This window comes from Flavobacterium koreense (genome assembly GCF_054776075.1).
Genome location: NZ_BAAHCF010000006.1, coordinates 17,454 through 38,385, shown reverse-complemented (window position 1 = coordinate 38,385; position 20,932 = coordinate 17,454). Strand labels below are relative to the sequence as shown.

15 protein-coding genes are annotated in these 20,932 nt (G+C 30.2%); 7 read left to right on the top strand and 8 right to left on the bottom strand.

Going from position 1 to position 20,932, the window contains the following annotated elements:
- Nucleotides 1–139 precede the first annotated feature (139 nt).
- Together ACYU7A_RS03255 and ACYU7A_RS03250 are read left to right on the top strand one after the other, a co-directional pair.
- Nucleotides 140–655, top strand: coding sequence for a hypothetical protein (locus ACYU7A_RS03255; RefSeq protein WP_460574174.1), 516 nt, complete (start codon nucleotides 140–142; stop codon nucleotides 653–655).
- 6 nt (nucleotides 656–661) lie between these two features.
- On the top strand, nucleotides 662–1,186 hold the full coding sequence (locus ACYU7A_RS03250) for a DUF7935 family protein (RefSeq protein ID WP_460574173.1): 525 nt from the start codon (nucleotides 662–664) through the stop codon (nucleotides 1,184–1,186).
- Between the two features lie 31 nt (nucleotides 1,187–1,217).
- Here the strand turns inward: ACYU7A_RS03250 and ACYU7A_RS03245 are convergent, their stop codons facing one another.
- From ACYU7A_RS03245 to ACYU7A_RS03235, 3 genes are all read right to left on the bottom strand, one after another.
- The gene (locus ACYU7A_RS03245; RefSeq protein WP_460574172.1) at nucleotides 1,218–3,044 is read right to left on the bottom strand and encodes an Ig-like domain-containing protein; all 1,827 of its coding nucleotides are present in this window, start codon (nucleotides 3,042–3,044) and stop codon (nucleotides 1,218–1,220) included.
- A 118-nt stretch (nucleotides 3,045–3,162) separates the two neighbouring features.
- Nucleotides 3,163–4,281, bottom strand: coding sequence for a hypothetical protein (locus ACYU7A_RS03240; RefSeq protein WP_460574171.1), 1,119 nt, complete (start codon nucleotides 4,279–4,281; stop codon nucleotides 3,163–3,165).
- A 203-nt stretch (nucleotides 4,282–4,484) separates the two neighbouring features.
- A complete protein-coding gene (locus ACYU7A_RS03235) occupies nucleotides 4,485–6,569 on the bottom strand; it encodes a M1 family metallopeptidase (RefSeq protein WP_460574170.1) in 2,085 nt (694 codons plus the stop codon).
- Nucleotides 6,570–6,682: 113 nt separating this feature from the next.
- Here ACYU7A_RS03235 and recG point away from each other — a divergent pair, with 113 nt between their 5' ends.
- The 4 genes from recG to pheT all read left to right on the top strand — a co-directional run bounded on the left by recG (nucleotide 6,683) and on the right by pheT (nucleotide 12,900).
- Entirely contained in the window at nucleotides 6,683–8,791 is a 2,109-nt protein-coding gene (gene recG / locus ACYU7A_RS03230) for an ATP-dependent DNA helicase RecG (protein ID WP_460574169.1), read from the top strand.
- 5 nt (nucleotides 8,792–8,796) lie between these two features.
- A complete protein-coding gene (locus tag ACYU7A_RS03225; protein WP_460574168.1) occupies nucleotides 8,797–9,507 on the top strand; it encodes an SH3 domain-containing protein in 711 nt (236 codons plus the stop codon).
- Between the two features lie 5 nt (nucleotides 9,508–9,512).
- The gene (locus ACYU7A_RS03220) at nucleotides 9,513–10,376 is read left to right on the top strand and encodes a bestrophin family protein (RefSeq protein ID WP_460574167.1); all 864 of its coding nucleotides are present in this window, start codon (nucleotides 9,513–9,515) and stop codon (nucleotides 10,374–10,376) included.
- A gap of 103 nt (nucleotides 10,377–10,479) precedes the next feature.
- A complete protein-coding gene (pheT, locus tag ACYU7A_RS03215; protein ID WP_396143440.1) occupies nucleotides 10,480–12,900 on the top strand; it encodes a phenylalanine--tRNA ligase subunit beta in 2,421 nt (806 codons plus the stop codon).
- 75 nt (nucleotides 12,901–12,975) lie between these two features.
- On the opposite strand, the gene ACYU7A_RS03210 is transcribed toward pheT, so the two are convergent.
- Nucleotides 12,976–13,542, bottom strand: a complete 567-nt coding sequence (locus tag ACYU7A_RS03210; protein WP_460574166.1) for a fasciclin domain-containing protein — start codon at nucleotides 13,540–13,542, stop codon at nucleotides 12,976–12,978.
- A gap of 212 nt (nucleotides 13,543–13,754) precedes the next feature.
- Between ACYU7A_RS03210 and ACYU7A_RS03205 the strand changes: the two genes are divergently transcribed.
- Entirely contained in the window at nucleotides 13,755–14,807 is a 1,053-nt protein-coding gene (locus ACYU7A_RS03205; RefSeq protein WP_460574165.1) for a T9SS type A sorting domain-containing protein, read from the top strand.
- Nucleotides 14,808–14,895: 88 nt separating this feature from the next.
- Here ACYU7A_RS03205 and ACYU7A_RS03200 read toward each other — a convergent pair whose 3' ends face one another.
- The 4 genes from ACYU7A_RS03200 to cmk all read right to left on the bottom strand — a co-directional run bounded on the left by ACYU7A_RS03200 (nucleotide 14,896) and on the right by cmk (nucleotide 20,928).
- Nucleotides 14,896–16,818, bottom strand: coding sequence for a T9SS type A sorting domain-containing protein (locus tag ACYU7A_RS03200; protein WP_460574164.1), 1,923 nt, complete (start codon nucleotides 16,816–16,818; stop codon nucleotides 14,896–14,898).
- Nucleotides 16,819–16,899: 81 nt separating this feature from the next.
- Nucleotides 16,900–18,672 (bottom strand): 30S ribosomal protein S1, encoded by a 1,773-nt coding sequence (gene rpsA / locus ACYU7A_RS03195; protein WP_396143448.1) that lies wholly within the window; start codon nucleotides 18,670–18,672, stop codon nucleotides 16,900–16,902.
- 241 nt (nucleotides 18,673–18,913) lie between these two features.
- On the bottom strand, nucleotides 18,914–20,170 hold the full coding sequence (locus tag ACYU7A_RS03190) for a nucleoside permease (RefSeq protein WP_460574163.1): 1,257 nt from the start codon (nucleotides 20,168–20,170) through the stop codon (nucleotides 18,914–18,916).
- A 65-nt stretch (nucleotides 20,171–20,235) separates the two neighbouring features.
- Complete coding sequence (cmk, locus tag ACYU7A_RS03185) at nucleotides 20,236–20,928, bottom strand: (d)CMP kinase (protein WP_460574162.1); 693 nt, start codon at nucleotides 20,926–20,928, stop codon at nucleotides 20,236–20,238.
- Nucleotides 20,929–20,932: the final 4 nt, after the last annotated feature.

Below are 20,932 nucleotides of genomic sequence, written 5' to 3'. Positions count from 1 at the left end.
CGTTCTGTATAATTTTGAGAATTACAAAAATAGGTTTACTAACTATTAATAACAATATTTTAAAGCTTGATTTATTAACTATTTTTTGCATCCAACTTAAAAATTGTTTTTCTTTGTATACAAACTAATTTTCAAACACATGAAATCAAAAATTTTGTTATTCAGTACTGCTTTAGTTCTATTTTTTGGGTGTTCTTCTCCTTCTAAAAATCTTAAAACGTCCTATAGTGAAATTAACAATGAAGGAATGATTGTAGGAACAATTTGCATTGAAAATAAAACATATAGCGGATATACGTTTGTTTACACAGATGATTTACCAGCTGTTGCAGATTATGCCAACCAAAGTAATGAAATTACCTATAAAAATTCTAGTGGTGATTTTAGAGAAAAAGGGAAAACCTATTTTCTTTTTTCAATTGTAAAACCTGAAGGAAAATACAAGTTTGCAAAAATCAAAATTTATGATAATACTCGTGAAAGACAATCTGAATTTGTAATTCCATTGAATCATAAATTTACTGTTGAAAAAGGAAAAACAACGTATTATGGACAATTAACCATAAATACTCAAGAAAAAAAATATACTGTAGAAAACAATTTGGATCGAGATAAAGAATGGTTCAAGAAAAAAGCACCTCAAATACAATTTTAAACAATTATGAATACAGATAAAATTATCGAATTAGCCTTTTATACATTACCAGCTTTAATTACTGGTGGAGTTGCCTACTATTCTTTTCAAACCTTTACAAATAGTGAAGAGAAAAGAAGGAGATTTCATTTACTTAAAGAAAATCAGAAACAATCTTTGCCATTAAAACTGCAAGCTTATGAACGATTAGCATTGTTATTAGAGCGCATTAATCCTTCAAAATTATTGATTAGAGTTGCTCCATTAAATGATAACAAAAGTGATTATCAAAATTTATTGATTCATCACATTGAGCAAGAATTCGAACACAATTTGACGCAACAAATATATGTTACAGATGAATGTTGGACAATGATTGCAACTGCAAAAAACACAGTAATTCAAAACATAAGAAAGACTACAATGAATCCTGAAGTGGCTAATGCTGATAAACTAAGAGAAACAATATTAAGTAATCTTTTTGAAAGTGGAGAGTCTGCAACTAATGTTGCATTAAGTTATTTAAAAACTGAAGTAAAAGAATTTTTATAAAAAAAACCTTCTCAAAATTGAGAAGGTTTTTTTAGTTATCCCTTATTACGTGAGCAATACCTGATAATGTTTTAGTAACTTGTTGACCACTAGGCCCCTCATTATAAGTTAAAGTTCCTTTAAAACTAACATCAATATAATCACCTACTGCTCCAAATTTGTTTACTTTAACAGAAAAACCTGATGTCATATAAGAAAGTGGAGTTATAAATTGATGAAAATGATAGTAATTCGGATTAGAATTTTCACCTAAATCAATCCTTGAATTCGGGAAAGTATAATCACCTAAAATATTAGAAGTTGTTAAAATTGAAATTCTATCTGTATTTTGTAGACCAAAATTATAGGAAATAGATAATTGTATGGGGTCGCCTCCATTTCCCATGTTGATTTGAGAACCGATAGTATTAGAAGATTGAGTATCAATATTATCGGTAGTAAAAACCGAATAATTATTACCAAAAGTGTATGAAATAAACTCATTTACTGAATTACAAGCTTTCAAATTACCAACATTTGTCTCAGTTGCTGTAAAGTTATAAGATATAGAATCTGTAATTTGTTGATTATCATAATCGATTCCTTTAAGATTAAAATTTGTAGTTGAAGTACAATAAGTTGTATTAAAACTAAACGCACCGTTACTTACAGTGCATAATAATGATTCATTACCATAATTTAATATTACATAGCCATTAGTCACATTAGTATTGTCACATCTTAACAATGTACCAACTATTTTTGATTGAGTTATTAGGCTATTTGACATCGTAATATTTTGCAACAAAGTATCCGTTGAAAAAGGACCTATTTGTTCAGTATAAATAATATCATTACATGTATTATAGATTTTCAATGTCAATACTTGATTTTTAGGAATCAATCCCGAAACCCGACCATTATTATCTGTATATTGAATATAAGAATTAAAATTAGTACTATTAACAGCTAAACTTACACCAACATTAGAAATTGGATTTCCATTACTATTCACTACAGTCACTGTTAAATTTGCTGTTGATAAAAACGTATCACAATTCCACCAACTAAAATGGCTTACATTTCCCACATAATAATTTCCATTTTTGGTAGCACTTCCTTCTTGTTTCCAATAGCCATTTTGTTCATCAAAATGCCATAGCGGAATTGTTGATGGACAAGTTGCCAATTGGCTATCATCAATTCTTAAAGTAATTTGAGCTTTATGTCCAGTTGCAATTTGCAATTTCTGACCATTAGTTCCTCTTAATTCAACATGCATCATTCCGAAGGTTTCTAAAACACTTTCTTGACCGTTTTCATTTTGTGCATATAACATTCCTGGCATTAACTTACTTATGTTTTCATCTGATGGTGTTAAATGAAACATAGAAACTGCTACTGCACCAGAATAAGCAGCTCCGTTTTCATCCATAAAAGCACCATCAAAAACAACTTTTGTTCCTGAATAAATCGAAACTTCACTAGTCACTCCCGACTGTATAGTCTGCAATGGTGCATCTTGCAAAAGCATAATTCGAACATTATTCTTTCCAGAAGTTGGAACCATAGCACGAGAACCATCTATATAACCTGTTTTCTTAGCGGTGATGTAAGCAAATTTTTCATAAACAGATGCTCCATTAATAATAAAAACGCCATTAACATCAGTTTGTACAGAGGTAGTTCCAATTTTTATAGTTGCACTTTGAATCGGATGATTATCATTATCTACAACTTGACCGATAAAGTCTCTTGAAACAGCAGCTCCAAAATTTTCAGAAAAGTTGCTGTCTGTAGAATTTATATCAGTAGATTCGCAACTTAAAAATGTTAATTGTAGAACTAATAAAAGAAAAATTTGTTTGGCTATTGACATATTGAATTTGTTTAGTTTCTTATAGATACAGAAAAAGGTAAAAGGTTGCGTCTAAAAACAAAAAAGCCGTTTCAAAATTGAAACGGCTTTTTCATTATATAATTAGGGTTTAATATAATTATGGTTTGTTAGCAACCGGAATTACAACATAAACAGTTCTAACCATTTCATTTGAAGCTGGTAAAACTTGTGTATTAATTAATTGTCCGTCTGCAGTGTAAGCTCTAAAAGTAAGTATTTCATTTCTTGGAACACCAGCACTCAATGTACCATTAGGACCAGTTGTTCCTAAATTCATTAATACATCACCTGTACTTCCATCTTGTCTTGAAATAGTAACTCTAACACCATTTACTGGAGTACCATCAAAGTTTGTAACAACAACATTCAAAGTAGCAACTACATAAGCGTAATCGTTATTCCACCATGTAAAGTGAGAAACATTTCCGATGTATCTGTTACCAATTTTTCTAGAGAAACCTTCTTCTTTCCAAAGACCTGTAGCTTCATCAAAATGCCATAATGGAATTGTAGCTGGAGCAGTATCTAATTGGTTAGTAGCAATTGGCATAGAAACGTTAGCAGTGTGACCAGTAGCTATTTGTAATTTTTCGTCATTATCACCATATAATTCAACATTCACCATTCCGTAAGTTTCCATACCAGAAATAGAACCATCTTCTCTTGTTCCAATTAAGTTACCTGGCATTTTGTCAAATACATTAGCATCTCTTGAATCTAAAAAGTGCATAGAAACTTTAACATTTCCAGTATATGGTTGACCATTTTCTAACATGAAAGCTCCGTCAAAAGTAACTCTTGTTGAACTTGGTAAGCTTACTACTGTTGTTTGACCTGAAGGAATTGTTGCAACAACGTTTCTTTCTAACATCATGATTGTTACATTGTTTACTCCTGCATGAGGAAAAACCATTCTTGAACCATTAATATAACCAGATTTAGTAGCAGTCATATATGCAAATCTTTCTTTTACAGAAACATTAGATAAAGTAAATGTTCCATCAGCAGCAGTTGTAATAGTTTGACCACTCATTTCAATTGTTACACCTGAAATAGGTTGATTGTTTACATCAACAATTTTACCTGCAAAATCACTTGTTGTATTATTTCCAAAATTGAATGAATAAGTTTCAGAAGCTTCATCACTACTATTACAATTTGTAAACACTAATGTTAAAAGAGCAACTCCTAATACTAAAAGTTTGTTAGTTTTCATATTTTCTTGATTAAAGTTTTTAATAAGGGTTAATAATTCACATGGCAAATGAAATGAGTTAAATCCTATATTAAAAAAAAAATCGTTATGAATCATTGAAAATCGATAAACTACACTTTTGGATAACTTAACAAACATTAAAGTGATAAAAGGCTTATTAGAAATGTAGAAATTATGCTACATTAATATTTTATAACCTAATATTAAATTACCAAAAGCTTATTTAGCTGATTTTGTTCTTCAACTGACAATTCTGGAAGTAAGTTTTTAAATTGATTCAAATACTTTTCGTTGTTAATTAGTTCTCGAACTTTGTCACGAGCATATTTAGTAAATTGCCATTTATGATGTATTGTAGCGTTAACTAAATTTTTAAGAACTTCCTTATTTTCTGTGTAATTTGATAGTAAACTCTCAAAAGCATTTTGACGAATCGAACTTTCATAATTTGGTGAAGTATATTTAATTAATTCATTCAAAGCTTTTAAAGCGTTAATTGAAGCCATTTTATCATCTAGTTCGTGAACATCAGCATAATTCATACAAGCATTTAAGTATAATATTCTTAATTCTTTATCGCTTCTACCTTCCCAATTTTTGGCTATTTCTAAATATTTAGATTGCTCATTTGGGAAGTTTTTCCATAATGTTATGAATGCTGCTTGTTTAGTTTCGTATGATTTATCGTTTAATAGCGTTTCAAATTCAAACTTAAACGACTCAGGAACATTTTCAATTGATTGTACCACGAATCTTCTTACAGCAATATCGTTAGATTTCATTGCTAAATCATATAATTCAGAAACTTTTTCAAAAGGCTCGTTTCTAATTTGAAAAACCGCTTCAACTTTCAATGCAGAATAACTATCGGATGTTAAAATTACTTTTAACAAATTATATTTGTCTTCTAATTTGGATTTCCTTTCATATTGCAATTTAAGTAAATCACGCATGAACCCATTTTTAGTCAAAAGAAAATTAATATCATTTGCAGGATATTTATAATCCTCTAACCAAACTTTTTTGAACTTTTCGGTATCAAAATCAGATACTTTTCTAATTTCGGCTAGAAAGTCGTCTGTTTCAACATTTTTATATTGGTATTTCTTTAAATAACTTTTCACAGCTTTTCTAAACTTCTTTTCTCCAATAGATTCTCTTATAAAATGTAAAGCCCAGGCTCCTTTTTGATAAAAACTTAACGAACTAGCCTTTTCATTCATTATAGGAATTGTATCGGTTTTAGCTGCAACTTTTAATCGATTTGCGTAACTAAATAATTGGTTATAAAAATAATCATCTCCAAAAACTTCACGCTCAGCAAGCGAAGCATAATAAGTAGCAAATCCTTCTTGAAGCCAGTGATGTTTTCCAGATTTTGCTGTAACCAAATCACCAAACCATTGATGCGCCAACTCATGTGCATTGACATTCAAATAATTTCTATCATTAAATCCACTTTCATCAACTACATAATCTTGTGAGAAAATCGTTGCTGAAGTATTTTCCATTCCAGCATAAAGAAAATCCTCTACTGGAACTTGACGATAAACTTTCCAAGGATACTTCACTCCTATTTCTTTTTCAAGGAAATCAAAAATGGTTTTAGAATCTTTATAAGTATATTGGTATTTATCTTCATCAATAGATTTATAATAGTTTTCTAATGGAATACCACTTTGTGAAGTTTCTGTTTTATGAAAAAAATCACCAATCGCCAACATCACTAAATAGGATGACATTGGTTTTTGCATTTCAAACGAAACCGTTTTATAATCAGAAGAAGCATCTTTATTTACCAAAATTCCATTAGAAATTATTTCAAAATCAGCATTATACGTTACTTTCATATTAAAAATAACCTTTTCGTTTACATCATCAAAACTTGGTAACCAATAACTTGTATATTTACCTTGACCTTGCGTCCAAATTTGTTGTCCTTTGTCAACTCCTGTAAAATAGATAGTTTGCTTTGGATTAGCTGAAAATTCAAAATATAATTTATTTTTACCTTTTTTAAATCCTTCAAACAATTGTAATTCTTTTTTTGTCACTTTATATTCAACTGCTTTGTTATTAATAAATAAAGTGCAAAAACCCATATTTACAGCATCAATTCTGATGGTGTCAATTGATGAATTTACAACAAACTCATAAGTCATTTTTCCTGAAACTCGTTTTTCCTTTGAATCAATTGTAATATCTGCAAAAGCTCTTTTAAAATCAACTTTTGTAGTTTGTTGACTGTAAGAAAGAAAGGAAAGGAAAAAAAGAATTAAATATTTCATATCATTATTATTGAATTACAAATATACAGAGTTTTCAAATCATACATTTTCAATTTATCTAATAAAAATCTATCTTCGCATAAATCTAAAATCTAAGAAGTCAAATAATCTAAATGTCCAATAATCCATTACAAACTCCTATCGAATATCTAAAAGGTATTGGTCCTTCTCGTGGCGAATTGCTTCGAAAAGAACTCAATATTCATCGCTATGGAGATTTAATGAATTTATTTCCAAATAGATATATTGACCGAACTCGTTATTACAAAATCAATCAATTGCAAGGAACAACTGCCGAAGTTCAAATTATTGGCAAAATAATTCATATGAAAACGGTTGAATTTGGTAAAAATCAAAAACGGTTGGTAGCTACATTTACTGACGAAACCGGACAAATGGATTTAACATGGTTTCAAGGTGTAAAATGGATTCGCGAAAGCATAAAACTCAACGAAACCTATGTGATTTTTGGAAAAATAGCTGATTTTAAAGGACAATTCTCAATGGCTCATCCAGAAATGGAATTGTTAGCTGAACATAAAGCTAGTTTAAGAAGTGCCATGCAACCGGTTTATCCAAGTACCGAAAAGCTAACGCAACGTGGCATTAATAATAGAGTTGTAAACAAAGCCATGCAACAACTTTTTATTGAAACCAAAGCCCAATTTATAGAAACATTACCTTGCAATATTTTAGAAAACTTGAAATTGATATCTAAAAATGAGGCGATGTTCAACATACATTTTCCTAAAAGTCAGGAACTTTTGGCGAAAGCTCAATTTCGATTAAAATTTGAAGAATTGTTTTTCATTCAATTGCAATTAATTACTAAAAATTTAATTCGGAAACATAAAATAAAAGGACATCCTTTTGATAAAGTTGGAACAAATTTTACTGATTTCTATAACAATCATTTACCATTTGAATTGACTAATGCTCAAAAAAGAGTAATTAAAGAAATTAGAAATGATATGGGAAGCAATGCCCAAATGAATCGTTTGCTTCAAGGCGATGTTGGATCAGGAAAGACGATTGTGGCATTGATGTGTATGCTTTTAGCAAAAGATAATGGTTTTCAAAGTTGCCTAATGGCTCCAACTGAAATTCTTGCCAATCAACATTTTATTGGATTATCAGAATTGGCTAAAGACTTGAATATTAATATAAAAATACTAACTGGTTCAAGTAAAACTTCAGAAAGAAAAATCATTCATGAGGAACTTGAAAATGGTACTTTAGATATTATCATCGGAACACATGCTTTGCTTGAAGATAAAGTAAAATTTCATAATTTAGGGTTGGCTGTAATAGATGAACAGCATCGTTTTGGTGTAGAACAACGTAGTAAATTGTGGAAGAAAAACGAGATTCCACCACATGTCCTTGTGATGACGGCTACTCCAATTCCGAGAACTTTGGCAATGAGTTTGTATGGTGATTTAGATATTTCTGTAATTGATGAATTGCCTCCAGGAAGAAAACCAATTCAAACGGTGCATCGATTTGATTCTAACCGATTAAAAGTTTGGAAGTTCTTGAAAGATGAAATCGCAAAAGGAAGACAAGTTTATATCGTTTATCCATTAATTAATGAAAGTTCTACACAAGACTATAAGGATTTGATGGATGGTTATGAAAGTATTTCAAGAGATTTTCCTTTGCCACATTATTCTATTTCAATAGTTCATGGACAAATGAAACCTGCCGAAAAAGAGTCAGAAATGCAACGATTTGTAGCTGGAAAAACTAATATTATGGTTGCAACAACAGTTATAGAAGTTGGTGTTAACGTTCCAAATGCAAGTGTAATGGTTATTGAAAGTGCCGAACGATTTGGATTATCGCAGTTGCATCAATTGCGCGGTCGTGTTGGTCGTGGTGCGGATCAAAGTTATTGTATTTTGATGACAGGTTTCAAATTGAGTAACGATAGTAAAACTAGATTAGAAACCATGTGCAAAACCAACGACGGATTTGAAATAGCCGAAGTCGATTTAAAACTTCGTGGTCCAGGAGATATTTTAGGAACGCAACAAAGTGGAATTTTAAACTTACAAATAGCCGATTTAGTAAAAGACCGAGATATTCTAATGGTTGCACGCGAGTATGCTATAAAACTTTTAAAAGACGATGCATCAATGGAAAAACCTGAGCATCAAAATCTAAGAACTATTTTTATAGAAATGAGTGCGAAGAAAAATATTTGGAATTATATTAGTTAGACAACATGAAAAAAACAAAATTAATTCTGATACTTTTTTTATTCATTTACTCTAAATTATTTTCTCAAGAATTTAGTTTTGGAGTAATAAATGATGATGATGGATTTGTGAATGTTAGAAAAGAAAAAAGTACTAATAGCAAAATAATTGACAAACTTTCAAATGGTGAAATCGTATATTTTTTCTATGAAAAGGAATATGATAAAAATTGGTTAACAATTAGTTATATTAAAAATGATAAAGAAATAACTGGTGAAGTTTATATCGATAGAGTAACTCCTATTTCTGATTTTTCAAATTTAAAACTTAAAAACAATACTGATGAATTTGCTGAATATCAAAATGATACCACCAGTATTGATATTAAATTAGAAAAATTCATTTCAAAAGATCATATAATCACCTATAGCAGAACCTATAAAAATGTGATTGATAATATTGATGGAGAAGAATATTTTGGTTGCGATGGAACTATGCCTAAAAATCAATTTAAATCTATAACATTAAATAGTAAAAATTTCAAATTAGAAGTTCCAAAAAAACATTTAAAAAATTTATATCAAATTGATTTCTCTATATTTGAAATTTATGTTGATAATAAAAACAATTCAATTTACATTTATTTTCTTGGTGGTGATGGCGCTGGTGGATATGCTTCACTGATAACAATAAAAAATAATCGTACAGTTTCAAGATTTATAACAATTCCTTTTTAATTATTATGGTACAATACAACCCAAAAGATTGGATTACATTCATTTTCAAATTTCACAAATCGGATACATTTCGTCAATTATTACCGATGATGTTTTTTATTGGAATTTATTCTGGTGTAATTGCCTATTTAGAATTGGAATATTGGAATTTATCTGAAAAAAGCAATGTTAAGAATTTAACGTTGATGCATACAACTGTAGGATTTGTTTTGTCCCTATTGCTTGCCTATAGAACTAATACTGCATACGATCGTTGGTGGGAAGGACGAAAACTTTGGGGTTCATTGGTTAATAATTCTAGAAATTTGGCTTTAAAACTTTCAGCCATTTTAAAAGAAGACAAAGACCGAAACTATTTTAAACGATTAATTCCGGCTTATGCTTCTATTTTACAAAAACATTTAAGTGATGAAGATACTGCCAAAGAATTGTTTGAAGGTTTAGATTTACAAATTGATCATCACAAGCATTATCCAAATCAAGTAGCAAAAATGATTTTTAATAAAGTAAACGAACTATATACTTCTGGAAAAATTACTGGTGACCAACTTATAATTTTGAATTCTGAATTACAATCTTTTACCGATGTTTGCGGTGCTTGCGAGCGAATAAAAAACACTCCGATTCCTTATTCATACAGTGCTTTTATCAAAAAATTTATTTTCTTTTTTGTCATGACCTTGCCCTTCGGATTTGTATTTAGTCTTGGATATTATGTAATTCCTGTGGTAATTTTTATTTTCTATGTTTTAGCAAGTTTAGAATTAATAGCCGAAGAAATTGAAGATCCATTTGGAGGTGACGAAAATGATTTGCCAACTGCAAAAATTGCTTCGAATATTAAAAAACACGTAGAGGAATTATTGTAATCTTTATTATTTTGTTAATAAACCATTCAAATTAAATGCTAGGCTAATTGGCACATTGCTCAATTAATTTTATCTTTGCCTCTCAAAAAATTACATATACATAATGAAGATTTCATACAACTGGATAAAACAATTCTTAAAAATCGATTTACCTTCTGCTGAAGTATCAGATATATTGACCGATTTAGGTCTTGAAGTAGAAATAGTTGAAAAATATCAATCCGTAAAAGGCGGATTGGAAGGCGTTGTTGTTGGTCATGTTTTAACTTGTGAAAAACATCCAGATGCTGACAGACTTAATATTACAACTGTCGATTTAGGCGAAGGAACTCCTGTTCAAATTGTTTGTGGTGCAACTAATGTAGCTGCTGGACAGAAAGTACCTGTTGCAACTATTGGTACAAAACTTTTTGACAAAGACGGAAATGAATTTGAAATCAAAAAAGGAAAAATTCGTGGACAAGAAAGTCACGGAATGATTTGTGCCGAAGACGAATTAGGTTTAGGAACAAGTCACGACGGAATTATGGTTCTTGATTCCAATTTAAAACCAGGAACTCCAGCTGCTAAAGTATTCAATATTGAAAATGATGAAGTTTTTGAAATTGGTTTAACACCAAATCGTGCCGACGCGATGTCTCATATGGGAGTTGCTCGTGATTTACGTGCCGCTTTGATTCAGAAAAATGCTTCTTTGGAATTAATTACTCCTTCGGTTTCAAAATTTAAAGTTGATAAACGTACTTTAAAAATTGATGTTGATGTTAAAGATTCCTCTTTAGCTCCAAGATATTGTGGTGTGACCATTTCTGGTGTTACAATAAAACCTTCTCCAAGTTGGTTACAAAATAGATTGAAAGCTATTGGATTAACTCCAAAAAATAATGTTATTGACGTTACTAATTATGTATTGCACGAATTAGGTCAGCCGCTTCACGCCTTTGATGCAGCAAAAATAAATGGAAAAGTAACTGTGAAAACTGTTGAAGCAGGAACAAAATTTGTAACTCTTGATGATGTTGAGCGTACTTTACACGAAGAAGATTTATTAATTTGTGATGATAAAGGTCCAATGTGTTTGGCAGGAGTTTTTGGTGGAAAAAATTCAGGAGTTTCAGAAAATACAACAACTATATTTTTAGAAAGTGCTTACTTCAATCCTGTAACTATTCGTAAAACTGCAAAACGTCACACATTAAGTACGGATGCTTCTTTCCGTTTTGAAAGAGGAATTGATCCAACTATTACTGAGTATGCTTTAAAACGTGCAGCATTATTAATTCAAGAAGTTGCTGGCGGAGAAATTACTTCTGATGTTATTGATGTTTATCCAAAGAAAATTGAGGACTTTACTGTTTTCTTAAATTATGAAAAAGCATTCAAATTAATTGGTCAAGAACTTCCAAAAGAAACAATCAAGAAAATTGTTGCTTCATTAGATATCAAAGTGAATAACTCATCTGATGCAGGTTTAGGATTAATTATTCCAGCTTATCGAGTTGACGTTCAAAGAGAAGTGGATGTTATTGAAGAAATTTTGAGAGTTTATGGATATAACAACATTACTTTCTCTAAAAAATTAAATGCAACTGTAGCAAAATCTGCTAGAACAGAAGATTATAAGGTTCAAAATATCATTGCATCACAGTTGAATTCTTTCGGATTTCACGAAATGATGGCCAATTCACTAACTACTCCAGATTATGTTCAGCTTTCAGAACTGTTGAAAGAAGAATATAATGTAACCATGTTAAATCCATTAAGTAGCGAATTATCTGTTATGAGACAATCGATGTTGTACTCTGGATTGGAGGCGATTTCTTATAACATCAACAGAAAAAATAGCGATTTAAAGTTATTTGAATTCGGAAAAAGCTACCGCAAATTATTATCTGGATACAACGAAAAGAAACATTTAACTTTATTTGTATCAGGAAATAGAGTTTCAGAAAGTTGGACAAATGTTCAAAAACCTACAGACTTCTTTTTATTTAAAGGATATGTAAACTCAATTTTATCGCGATTAGGATTTGATAAAACTCAAAATTTACCTGTAGAAAACGATATTTTTTCAGAAGGAATTGCATTTGCATTAGGAAATGATACTTTAGTTGAAATGGGAACCGTTAAAAAATCCATTTTGAAACATTTTGACATTAAGCAAGAAGTTTTTTATGCAGAATTCAACTGGGATTTGGTAATTAAATTGCTTTCAAATAAAATTAAGTTTACAGCAATTCCTAAATATCCAGAAGTTAGAAGAGATTTTGCTTTGCTAGTAGATACCAACGTAGCTTTTGAATCTATTTACAAAGTAGCTCGTCAAACAGAGAAATCACTTCTAAAAGACATCAATTTATTTGATGTTTATGAAGGCAAGAATTTGCCAGAAGGAAAAAAATCTTATGCTGTAAGTTTCACGATTCAAGATACTACCAAAACATTGACTGATGTTCAAATTGATAAAATCATGAGCAAACTTCAATCTAATTTTGAAAGTGAATTAGGAGCACAATTAAGATAACAGAAAATGATAAAAATAAAGAAACCCATCTCAATTGAGATGGGTTTCTTCTTTTAACCAAACAAAATAACAACCTTATACTTTTGGTGTTACAACGCTATCAACAACGTGAATAACTCCATTAGATTGATTTACATCTGCAATAGTAACTTTAGAACTGTTTCCATTTTCGTCAGTTAGGTAAATATCTTTTCCTTTCATCCAAGCTGTTAAAGTTCCACCTGAAACTGTTTTTAATGTTGCTTTCCCATTTCCTTTTTTAATCAAATTCATTAAATCTGAAGCATTTAATTTACCTGCAACTACGTGATAAGTTAAAATAGTTTGTAGTGTTTTTAGATTTTCTGGTTTCAATAAAGTTTCAACAGTTCCTTTTGGTAATTTATCAAATGCAGCATTGGTTGGGGCAAAAACGGTGAATGGTCCTTTTGATTGTAATGTTTCAATCAAACCAGCAGCTTTCACAGCAGCAACCAAAGTGGTGTGATCTTTTGAGTTTACAGCGTTTTCAACAATATTTTTTGAAGGATACATTGGTGCGCCACCTACATTAACTGTTTTTTCTTTTTGAGCAAAAGTCAATGTTGTTGCAAAAAGAGATAAGGACAATACTACAGCTGAAAAAATGTTTCTAGTTTTCATAATAATTTATTTTTTAAAAGTTTATACAAGCATTTACGCTGATACTTTTCTTTTGGTTTTATAATTATAAAAATTAACATTAGTTTAATAACATGATTTGGAACCGACCTTTTAAGGAAAACTAGAAAAATTGCCAATTATTAATTATAAATAAATATAGACTTGTAAATTATTTCTTTATTTTTGAGAAAATTTAATTTAAGCAATATTACATGAAGCAAATTTTACAATTAGTTTTTTTCTTGTTGACGTACACCACATTTTCTCAACAATATGTTAATGGAAATCTTTCAACTGGGACCGTATCTAATAGTGGCGTTACTGCACCAGCAGGTTATACATGGTCTGAGTTGCAAAGTAATGTCGGTGAACCAACTATTACAAATACACAAGATGGAATACCTATAGATTATGGTCCAAATAATAAAAATTTGTATGCAGATGATTTTATAGTTCCTTTTGGACAGATATGGAATATCAATAATTTTGAGTTTTATGTATTTCAGAATCTTTCATCATCATTACCTATTACAGAATTGGGAATTGAAATTTGGAATGCAGATCCTTCTTTAAGTTCGTCTATAAAATTACATGGTGATATTACTATAAATTCTTTTGATGCATCAAATAGTGGTAATGCTTTAATGTATCACATAAAAAATACAAGTTCTAGTTTAGGTAGTTTTATTGCTGGAACAGCGAATTTAAATAATAAAATTTGGAAAATAAGAGGTAATTTTAGTTTGTCTTTGAATTCTGGTACCTATTGGATTCTTTTTCAACCCAGGTATAATATTTACACATCTCCTGTTATGGTTCCATTAAATCGATATCCTGGAAGTCGAGGTTACCCAACAAATAGTTCTTCTAGATTTTATCTAAATGCTCCTGGAGAAATTGGATGGTTTAATATAAATGACAGTGGACTTCCTTCAAGTGCTCCTGATATCCCTCAAGACTATCCATTTAAAATTAATTATACTTTGACTTTAAATAATAGTGAAGTTACTAATAGTTTTTTTAAACTTTATCCAAATCCAACAAAAAATCAATTCACTATACAAACAGACGCAACACAATCTGTATTGCCGCAAACAGCAGTTCTCTATGACATAAGAGGATTGAAGGTTTTTGAAACTGAGATTAATGCGATAGAAAACAACAGTTTTACTATTGATATTAGTTCATTAAATAAAGGTATTTACTTTGTGAAATTATTAGATTCAGATAAGGTTATTTACACTAACAAAATAATAAAAGAATAATTTTATAGCACTTTACTTAAAAAACTACAGCAAAGAATCTTTCAATTTTTGCTGTAGTTTTTTTATCTCTAATTATGTAAATTTCTTATTATTCTTTAATAAACTTACTAGTATTAATTCCTTTATCGGAAACAACTTTTATTATATAATTACCTGTTTTAAGACTGGAAACATCTATAGTATTTTGAGGTTCCGTGATAGTCATTATCAACTGACCAATAGAATTATAAATACTTAAAGAGGAAACTTGAGTATTAGATTTAATCGAAAGATTTAAATTATCTTTAATAGGATTTGGTGCTATTTCAAAATAATTATTAAAACTTATGTCTTGATTATTCAATGCTGTAATTGTAGTTGTATAATTATTAGTAACAATTGGAAAGTTATAATCAAAATAAATGCTTGCGTTATTTGAGAATGAATTTCCAACAACTAAATTGGATTTTGTTTTAATTTTAAAAATTACATAACCATCATTATTAGCGTCATCAAAAGGTAAATTAATATTTTGAAATATAAATTCTACTTTGTTGTTATTTGAGATTCTTGTTTCAAAATTATGACTTCCATCTAGTGCAACTAAGCTTGAAATATCAAATTTTGAAGTATCAATAATATCTTTGATTACAACATTTTCGGCATTAAAAGTTCCTGTATTTTCAAAACGAATCATGTAGTGAACATATTGTCCAATTACAGAAGGAGAAACTGTAGTTCCTTCTAAACAAGTTTTGTCATTTGGATCAAATGAATTAACCACAATTTGTGCAAGCGTAGCAGTATTATCTTGTGGCATTTCATCTATTAATCCAGAAATTGTAGCTGAATAATTTAGAACATCACCACCATTAACAGCAGGAGTTTCTGTTGGCGCATTAACATTTAAAGTAACATTAATCGTTCTTGTTTCAAATGGAGCTAGATTAGAAAAATTCCAATTTAAATTATTTGTAGTTTGGCTAGAAGTCGATTGCGTTGCAGAAACAAAATCTAAAACCGCATCATTATAAGATAAATTGATTGTACCTGATTGAGTGGATGTTCCTTTGTTTTTAAATACAATTTTATACAAAGCATCAAATCCTGGTCGAGCTGCAACTAATGGAGCTATTACAATTTCTATATCATTATGATTACCGTTTGGAGCAATGCAGAAATTCTGAGTAAAAGGGCTAGCATTTGTTGGAAAGTTAACATTTGAACTTGAAGGTGTAGAAGTAAAATAATTTGGATTTTCAAACACTGGAGTTATTGAATACTGACCAGATACAACTGGAATTGAATAATTTCCAATTGAATTAGGAATAAATACATTTGAATTTGTTCCATTTGAAATTGAAATTTTCATACTTGGAACTGACAAATCTAAAGCATCACAACCATTAGAATTAATATCAAATTTGGTATTGCCTATAATATTATAAAAAGTCTCTCCAGGATTAAAGTTACAATAACTATTAATATTACAGGTTGCACTGTAACCATTCTGATTAATTTCATTTTGCAAAAAACTAATTTCATCTTCATTTGCACAAATATATTGCAAACTTGGACAATTTTGAAAATATAAATAGGTTACAATTGGAGGCGGTGGACAGCACGAAAATGAAATAATTCTATTATCTTTCACATTAATCCACAATAAATTAGGATTATTATTGCAATCGATTTGGATAACACTCATATTTCCTAAATCCAACATTGAAAAAAAATTATTATTACAATATAGAAAAGATAAATTTTGAAATTCTCTAATCCCTGTTAAATCATTAATATTAGAATTAGCAATACTCAATGTGCCAACTAACAGTGCTTCTGAAACTTGAATTTCTCCATCATTATTTGCATCAATTTTAATATTTTGATAGGATGCATTTTGTGCTATTTCGTTAGTAGTACTTGATTGCAATAATTTTGCTTTAAAATTAGCATCAGGAAAATTAATTATTTGAGCATTTACTTTGGCAAAGACAAAAAACAGAATAATAATAAAGTAATTTTTTTTCATAGTAATAAATTAAAAATCAAAAGTATAAAAAAAGCTCCCAATTTCTTGAGAGCTTTTAAAGTATTTTAGAAAATTAGAGAATTATTTTCCTCCTTTTTCCATTTTAGCTTTTAATTCAGCTAAGATATCATTGTTATCTCCTAAAGTTGAAGCTTGATTATTATTGTTAGAAGCAGCAACTGATTCAGACGCAGCTTTAACATTTTTCTCTTCTTCTTCTCTAAAGATAGCAGTGTGAGAAGCAACAACTCTTTTGAATTCTTTATTGAACTCAATTACTTTGAATTCAGCTTCGTCACCTTTTTTCAATTTTTTACCATCTTCTTTTTCTAAGTGACGAGTTGGAATAAACGCAACAACATCATCTCCGAAATCTACAGTAGCACCTTTGTCAACGATTTCAGCAATTGTTCCTGTGTGGATAGTTCCAACAGCAAAAGCATCTTCATGTTTGTCCCAAGGATTAGCGGTAGTTTGTTTGTGACCTAAAGATAATTTACGTCCTTCAACATCTAATTCTAATACTACTACATCAAGTTTGTCACCTACGTTAACAAATTCTGATGGATGTTTGATTTTCTTAGTCCAAGATAAGTCAGAGATGTAAACTAATCCATCAATTCCTTCTTCAAGTTCTACGAAAATACCAAAGTTTGTAAAGTTTCTAACGATACCTGTATGTTTAGAACCTACTGGGTATTTAGAAGTGATATCAGTCCATGGATCTTGAGTCATTTGTTTGATACCTAATGACATTTTTCTTTCGTCTCTGTCAAGAGTTAAAACAACAGCTTCAACAACATCACCAACTTTTACGAAATCTTGAGCACTTCTTAAGTGAGTAGACCAAGACATTTCAGAAACATGGATTAAACCTTCAACACCTTCAGCAACTTCAATGAAAGCACCGTAATCAGCAATAACTACTACTTTACCTTTCACTTTGTCACCAACTTTAAGTTCAGCACCAAGTGCATCCCATGGGTGAGCGTTTAATTGTTTTAATCCTAATTGGATTCTTGTTTTTTCGTCATCGAAATCAAGGATAACTACGTTCAATTTTTGGTCTAATTCAAGAACTTCACTTGGGTGATTGATTCTTGACCAAGAAAGGTCAGTAATGTGGATTAATCCATCAACACCACCTAAGTCAATAAACACACCATAAGAAGTAATGTTTTTAACAACACCTTCTAATACTTGTCCTTTTTCTAATTGACCAATAATTTCTTTTTTCTGAACTTCGATATCTGCTTCGATAAGCGCTTTGTGTGATACAACAACATTTTTGAATTCGTGGTTGATTTTCACAACTTTGAATTCCATGTTTTTGTTTACGTATACATCGTAATCACGGATTGGTTTCACATCAATTTGTGAACCTGGTAAGAATGCTTCAATTCCGAAAACATCTACAATCATACCACCTTTAGTTCTACATTTAACAAAACCTGTAACAATTTCACCAGTTTCGTTAGCAGAAATAACTCTATCCCATGATTTGATAGTTCTTGCTTTTCTGTGAGATAATACTAATTGACCTGTTTTGTCCTCACGAACGTCGATTAATACTTCTACTTTGTCACCCACTTTTAAGTTTGGGTTGTAACGGAATTCGTTTAATGAAATAACACCTTCCGATTTTGCATTAATGTCAACAATAGCGTCACGATCTGTGATTCTAACTACAACACCTTCAACTACTTCTTCTTGATCAGTAGAGATGAAAGTTTTAGTAACTAAATCTTCAAATTCTTGTAAGTTTTTTTGATCTACTGCATCAATTCCTTCTGCGTAATTGTGCCAGTTAAATTCGTTTAAAAACGCTTGTTGTTCTTTGTTTAATTCAGACATGCTGATAAAAAATTTGTATGCCGTGCTTCTTGAGTTTATTATCGAATAGAAAACAGCAGCAGTGTTTTACATAAATAGTTGATACCTAAAGGAAACTCTTCTTCGCCAAAAGGTTTGCAAAAGTAAGCATAATTTATTAATTACAAAATATTTATCTCTTCAAAATACAACAAATTTGCATTAAACTAAAAACCCTTTCAAAACTAGGTTAAGAAAGGGCTTTTGATACTATTTTTAAGTTTTAATGACTCACGCTAGCAACTTCATCAGGATTGTGTTTGTGCTTGAAGAAAATCGCGAATAGAATTGCTATTACTAATGCATATCCAGCAAAAGCAAGCCAGATGTTGTGCCAATCTGAAACTCCGTCATTGACAAAATATTTTCCTATTACAAAGCCTGAAACTTTGCTACCTAAATATGCTCCTATTCCATTTGTCATCATCATAAATAATCCTTGAGCAGACGAACGAATTTTTGAATCTGTAGTGGTTTCAACAAATAATGAACCTGATATATTGAAGAAATCAAATGCCATTCCATAAACAATATTTGAAACTAATATCAAAATTAACCCAAATCCTTCGGGGTTTCCGAAAGCTAAAAATCCAAATCTAAGTACCCAAGCCAACATTGATATTAACATAACATTCTTGATTCCAAATCTTTTTAAGAAAAATGGAATTGTTAAAATAAAAACAGTTTCCGAAATTTGAGATAATGACATTATGAAAGTTGAATTTTCTGTCACAAATGATTTGGAATATTCAGGATTTTTTGCAAAATCATACAAAAAAGCGTCGCCATACATATTAGTGAGTTGTAAAGCTGCTCCTAAAAACAATGAAAAAATAAAGAACATTGCCATTTTAGAGTTTTTAAAAAGAGAAAACGCGTTTAATCCTAATTGCTCTACAATACCAGCGTTTTCAGAAATTGTTCTTTGTGGTGGACATTTTGGCAAAGAAAATGAGTAAATTCCTAATCCAATAGCTACAATTGCTCCTATATAAAACTGATTTGCATTTACATTACTATGCGAAAAATTTGTTATCCACATAGCGGCAATAAAGCCAATTGTACCCCAAACTCGAATTGAAGGAAAGACTTTTACAACATCATAATTATTATTTTTCAAAATGGTATAACCAATTGAATTTGATAGCGAAATTGTAGGCATGTAACATATCATTGCTCCAAAAATCACATAATACAAAGTTTCTGGATTATCAATTTGAGGAACATATAAAAGAATTAATCCATAAAAAATATGTAAAATTCCGTATAATTTTTCGGCATTCATCCATTTATCAGCAATAATTCCTGTTAGAGCAGGCATAAATAAAGACGATAATGCTAACGTAGAAAATATCGCTCCAAACTCAGGAAAACCCCAACCTTTTGAATTTAAACAATAAGTTCCAATAGTTATCAACCATGCACCCCAAACGAAGAATTGAAGAAAACTCATTAGAGTTAATCTAAACTTTATACTCATAATTATATGTTTTTGTAATGTAAATAGATTGTAAATCTACTATTAAAATTGAGATTTGCAAAAAATTACAACGTTTTAGTAATTTCTTCAACCAATTCTAATACTGCAGCAAATTGTTCTTCTCTAGAAAGGTAAGAATTGTCAATTTCTATAGCATCATCAGCTATTACTAAAGGCGAGTCATCTCTATGAGTATCAATGTAATCGCGTTCTTGAACATTCTTTAAAACATCTTCATAAGAAACAGTGTCACCTTTGGCTTGAAGTTCGTCAAAGCGACGTTGTGCTCTAGTTTCAGCACTTGCAGTCATAAATATCTTTAATTCAGCATCTGGAAAAACTACGGTTCCAATGTCACGTCCGTCCATAACTATGGCTTTGTTTTTACCCATTTCTTTTTGTTGTTCTACTAATTTAGCACGAACTTCTGAAACTTCCGCCACTTTACTTACAAAACTTGAAACTTCAATAGTTCTAATTTCTTTTTCAACATTTACATCATTCAAAAACATTTCAGCAAAGCCTAAATCTGCATTGAATTCGAAATGCAATTTAATCTTAGGAATATCATTAATAAGTGCTTGCTTATCAAAACTTGAAGAGGAAATGTATCCTTTTTGCATAGCAAATAAAGCTACTGCGCGATACATAGCTCCTGTATCAACGTAAACGTATCCTAAATGTTTAGCAAGTTGTTTGGCTAAAGTACTTTTTCCTGTTGAAGAAAAACCGTCGATAGCAATAGTAATTTTTTTCAATGTA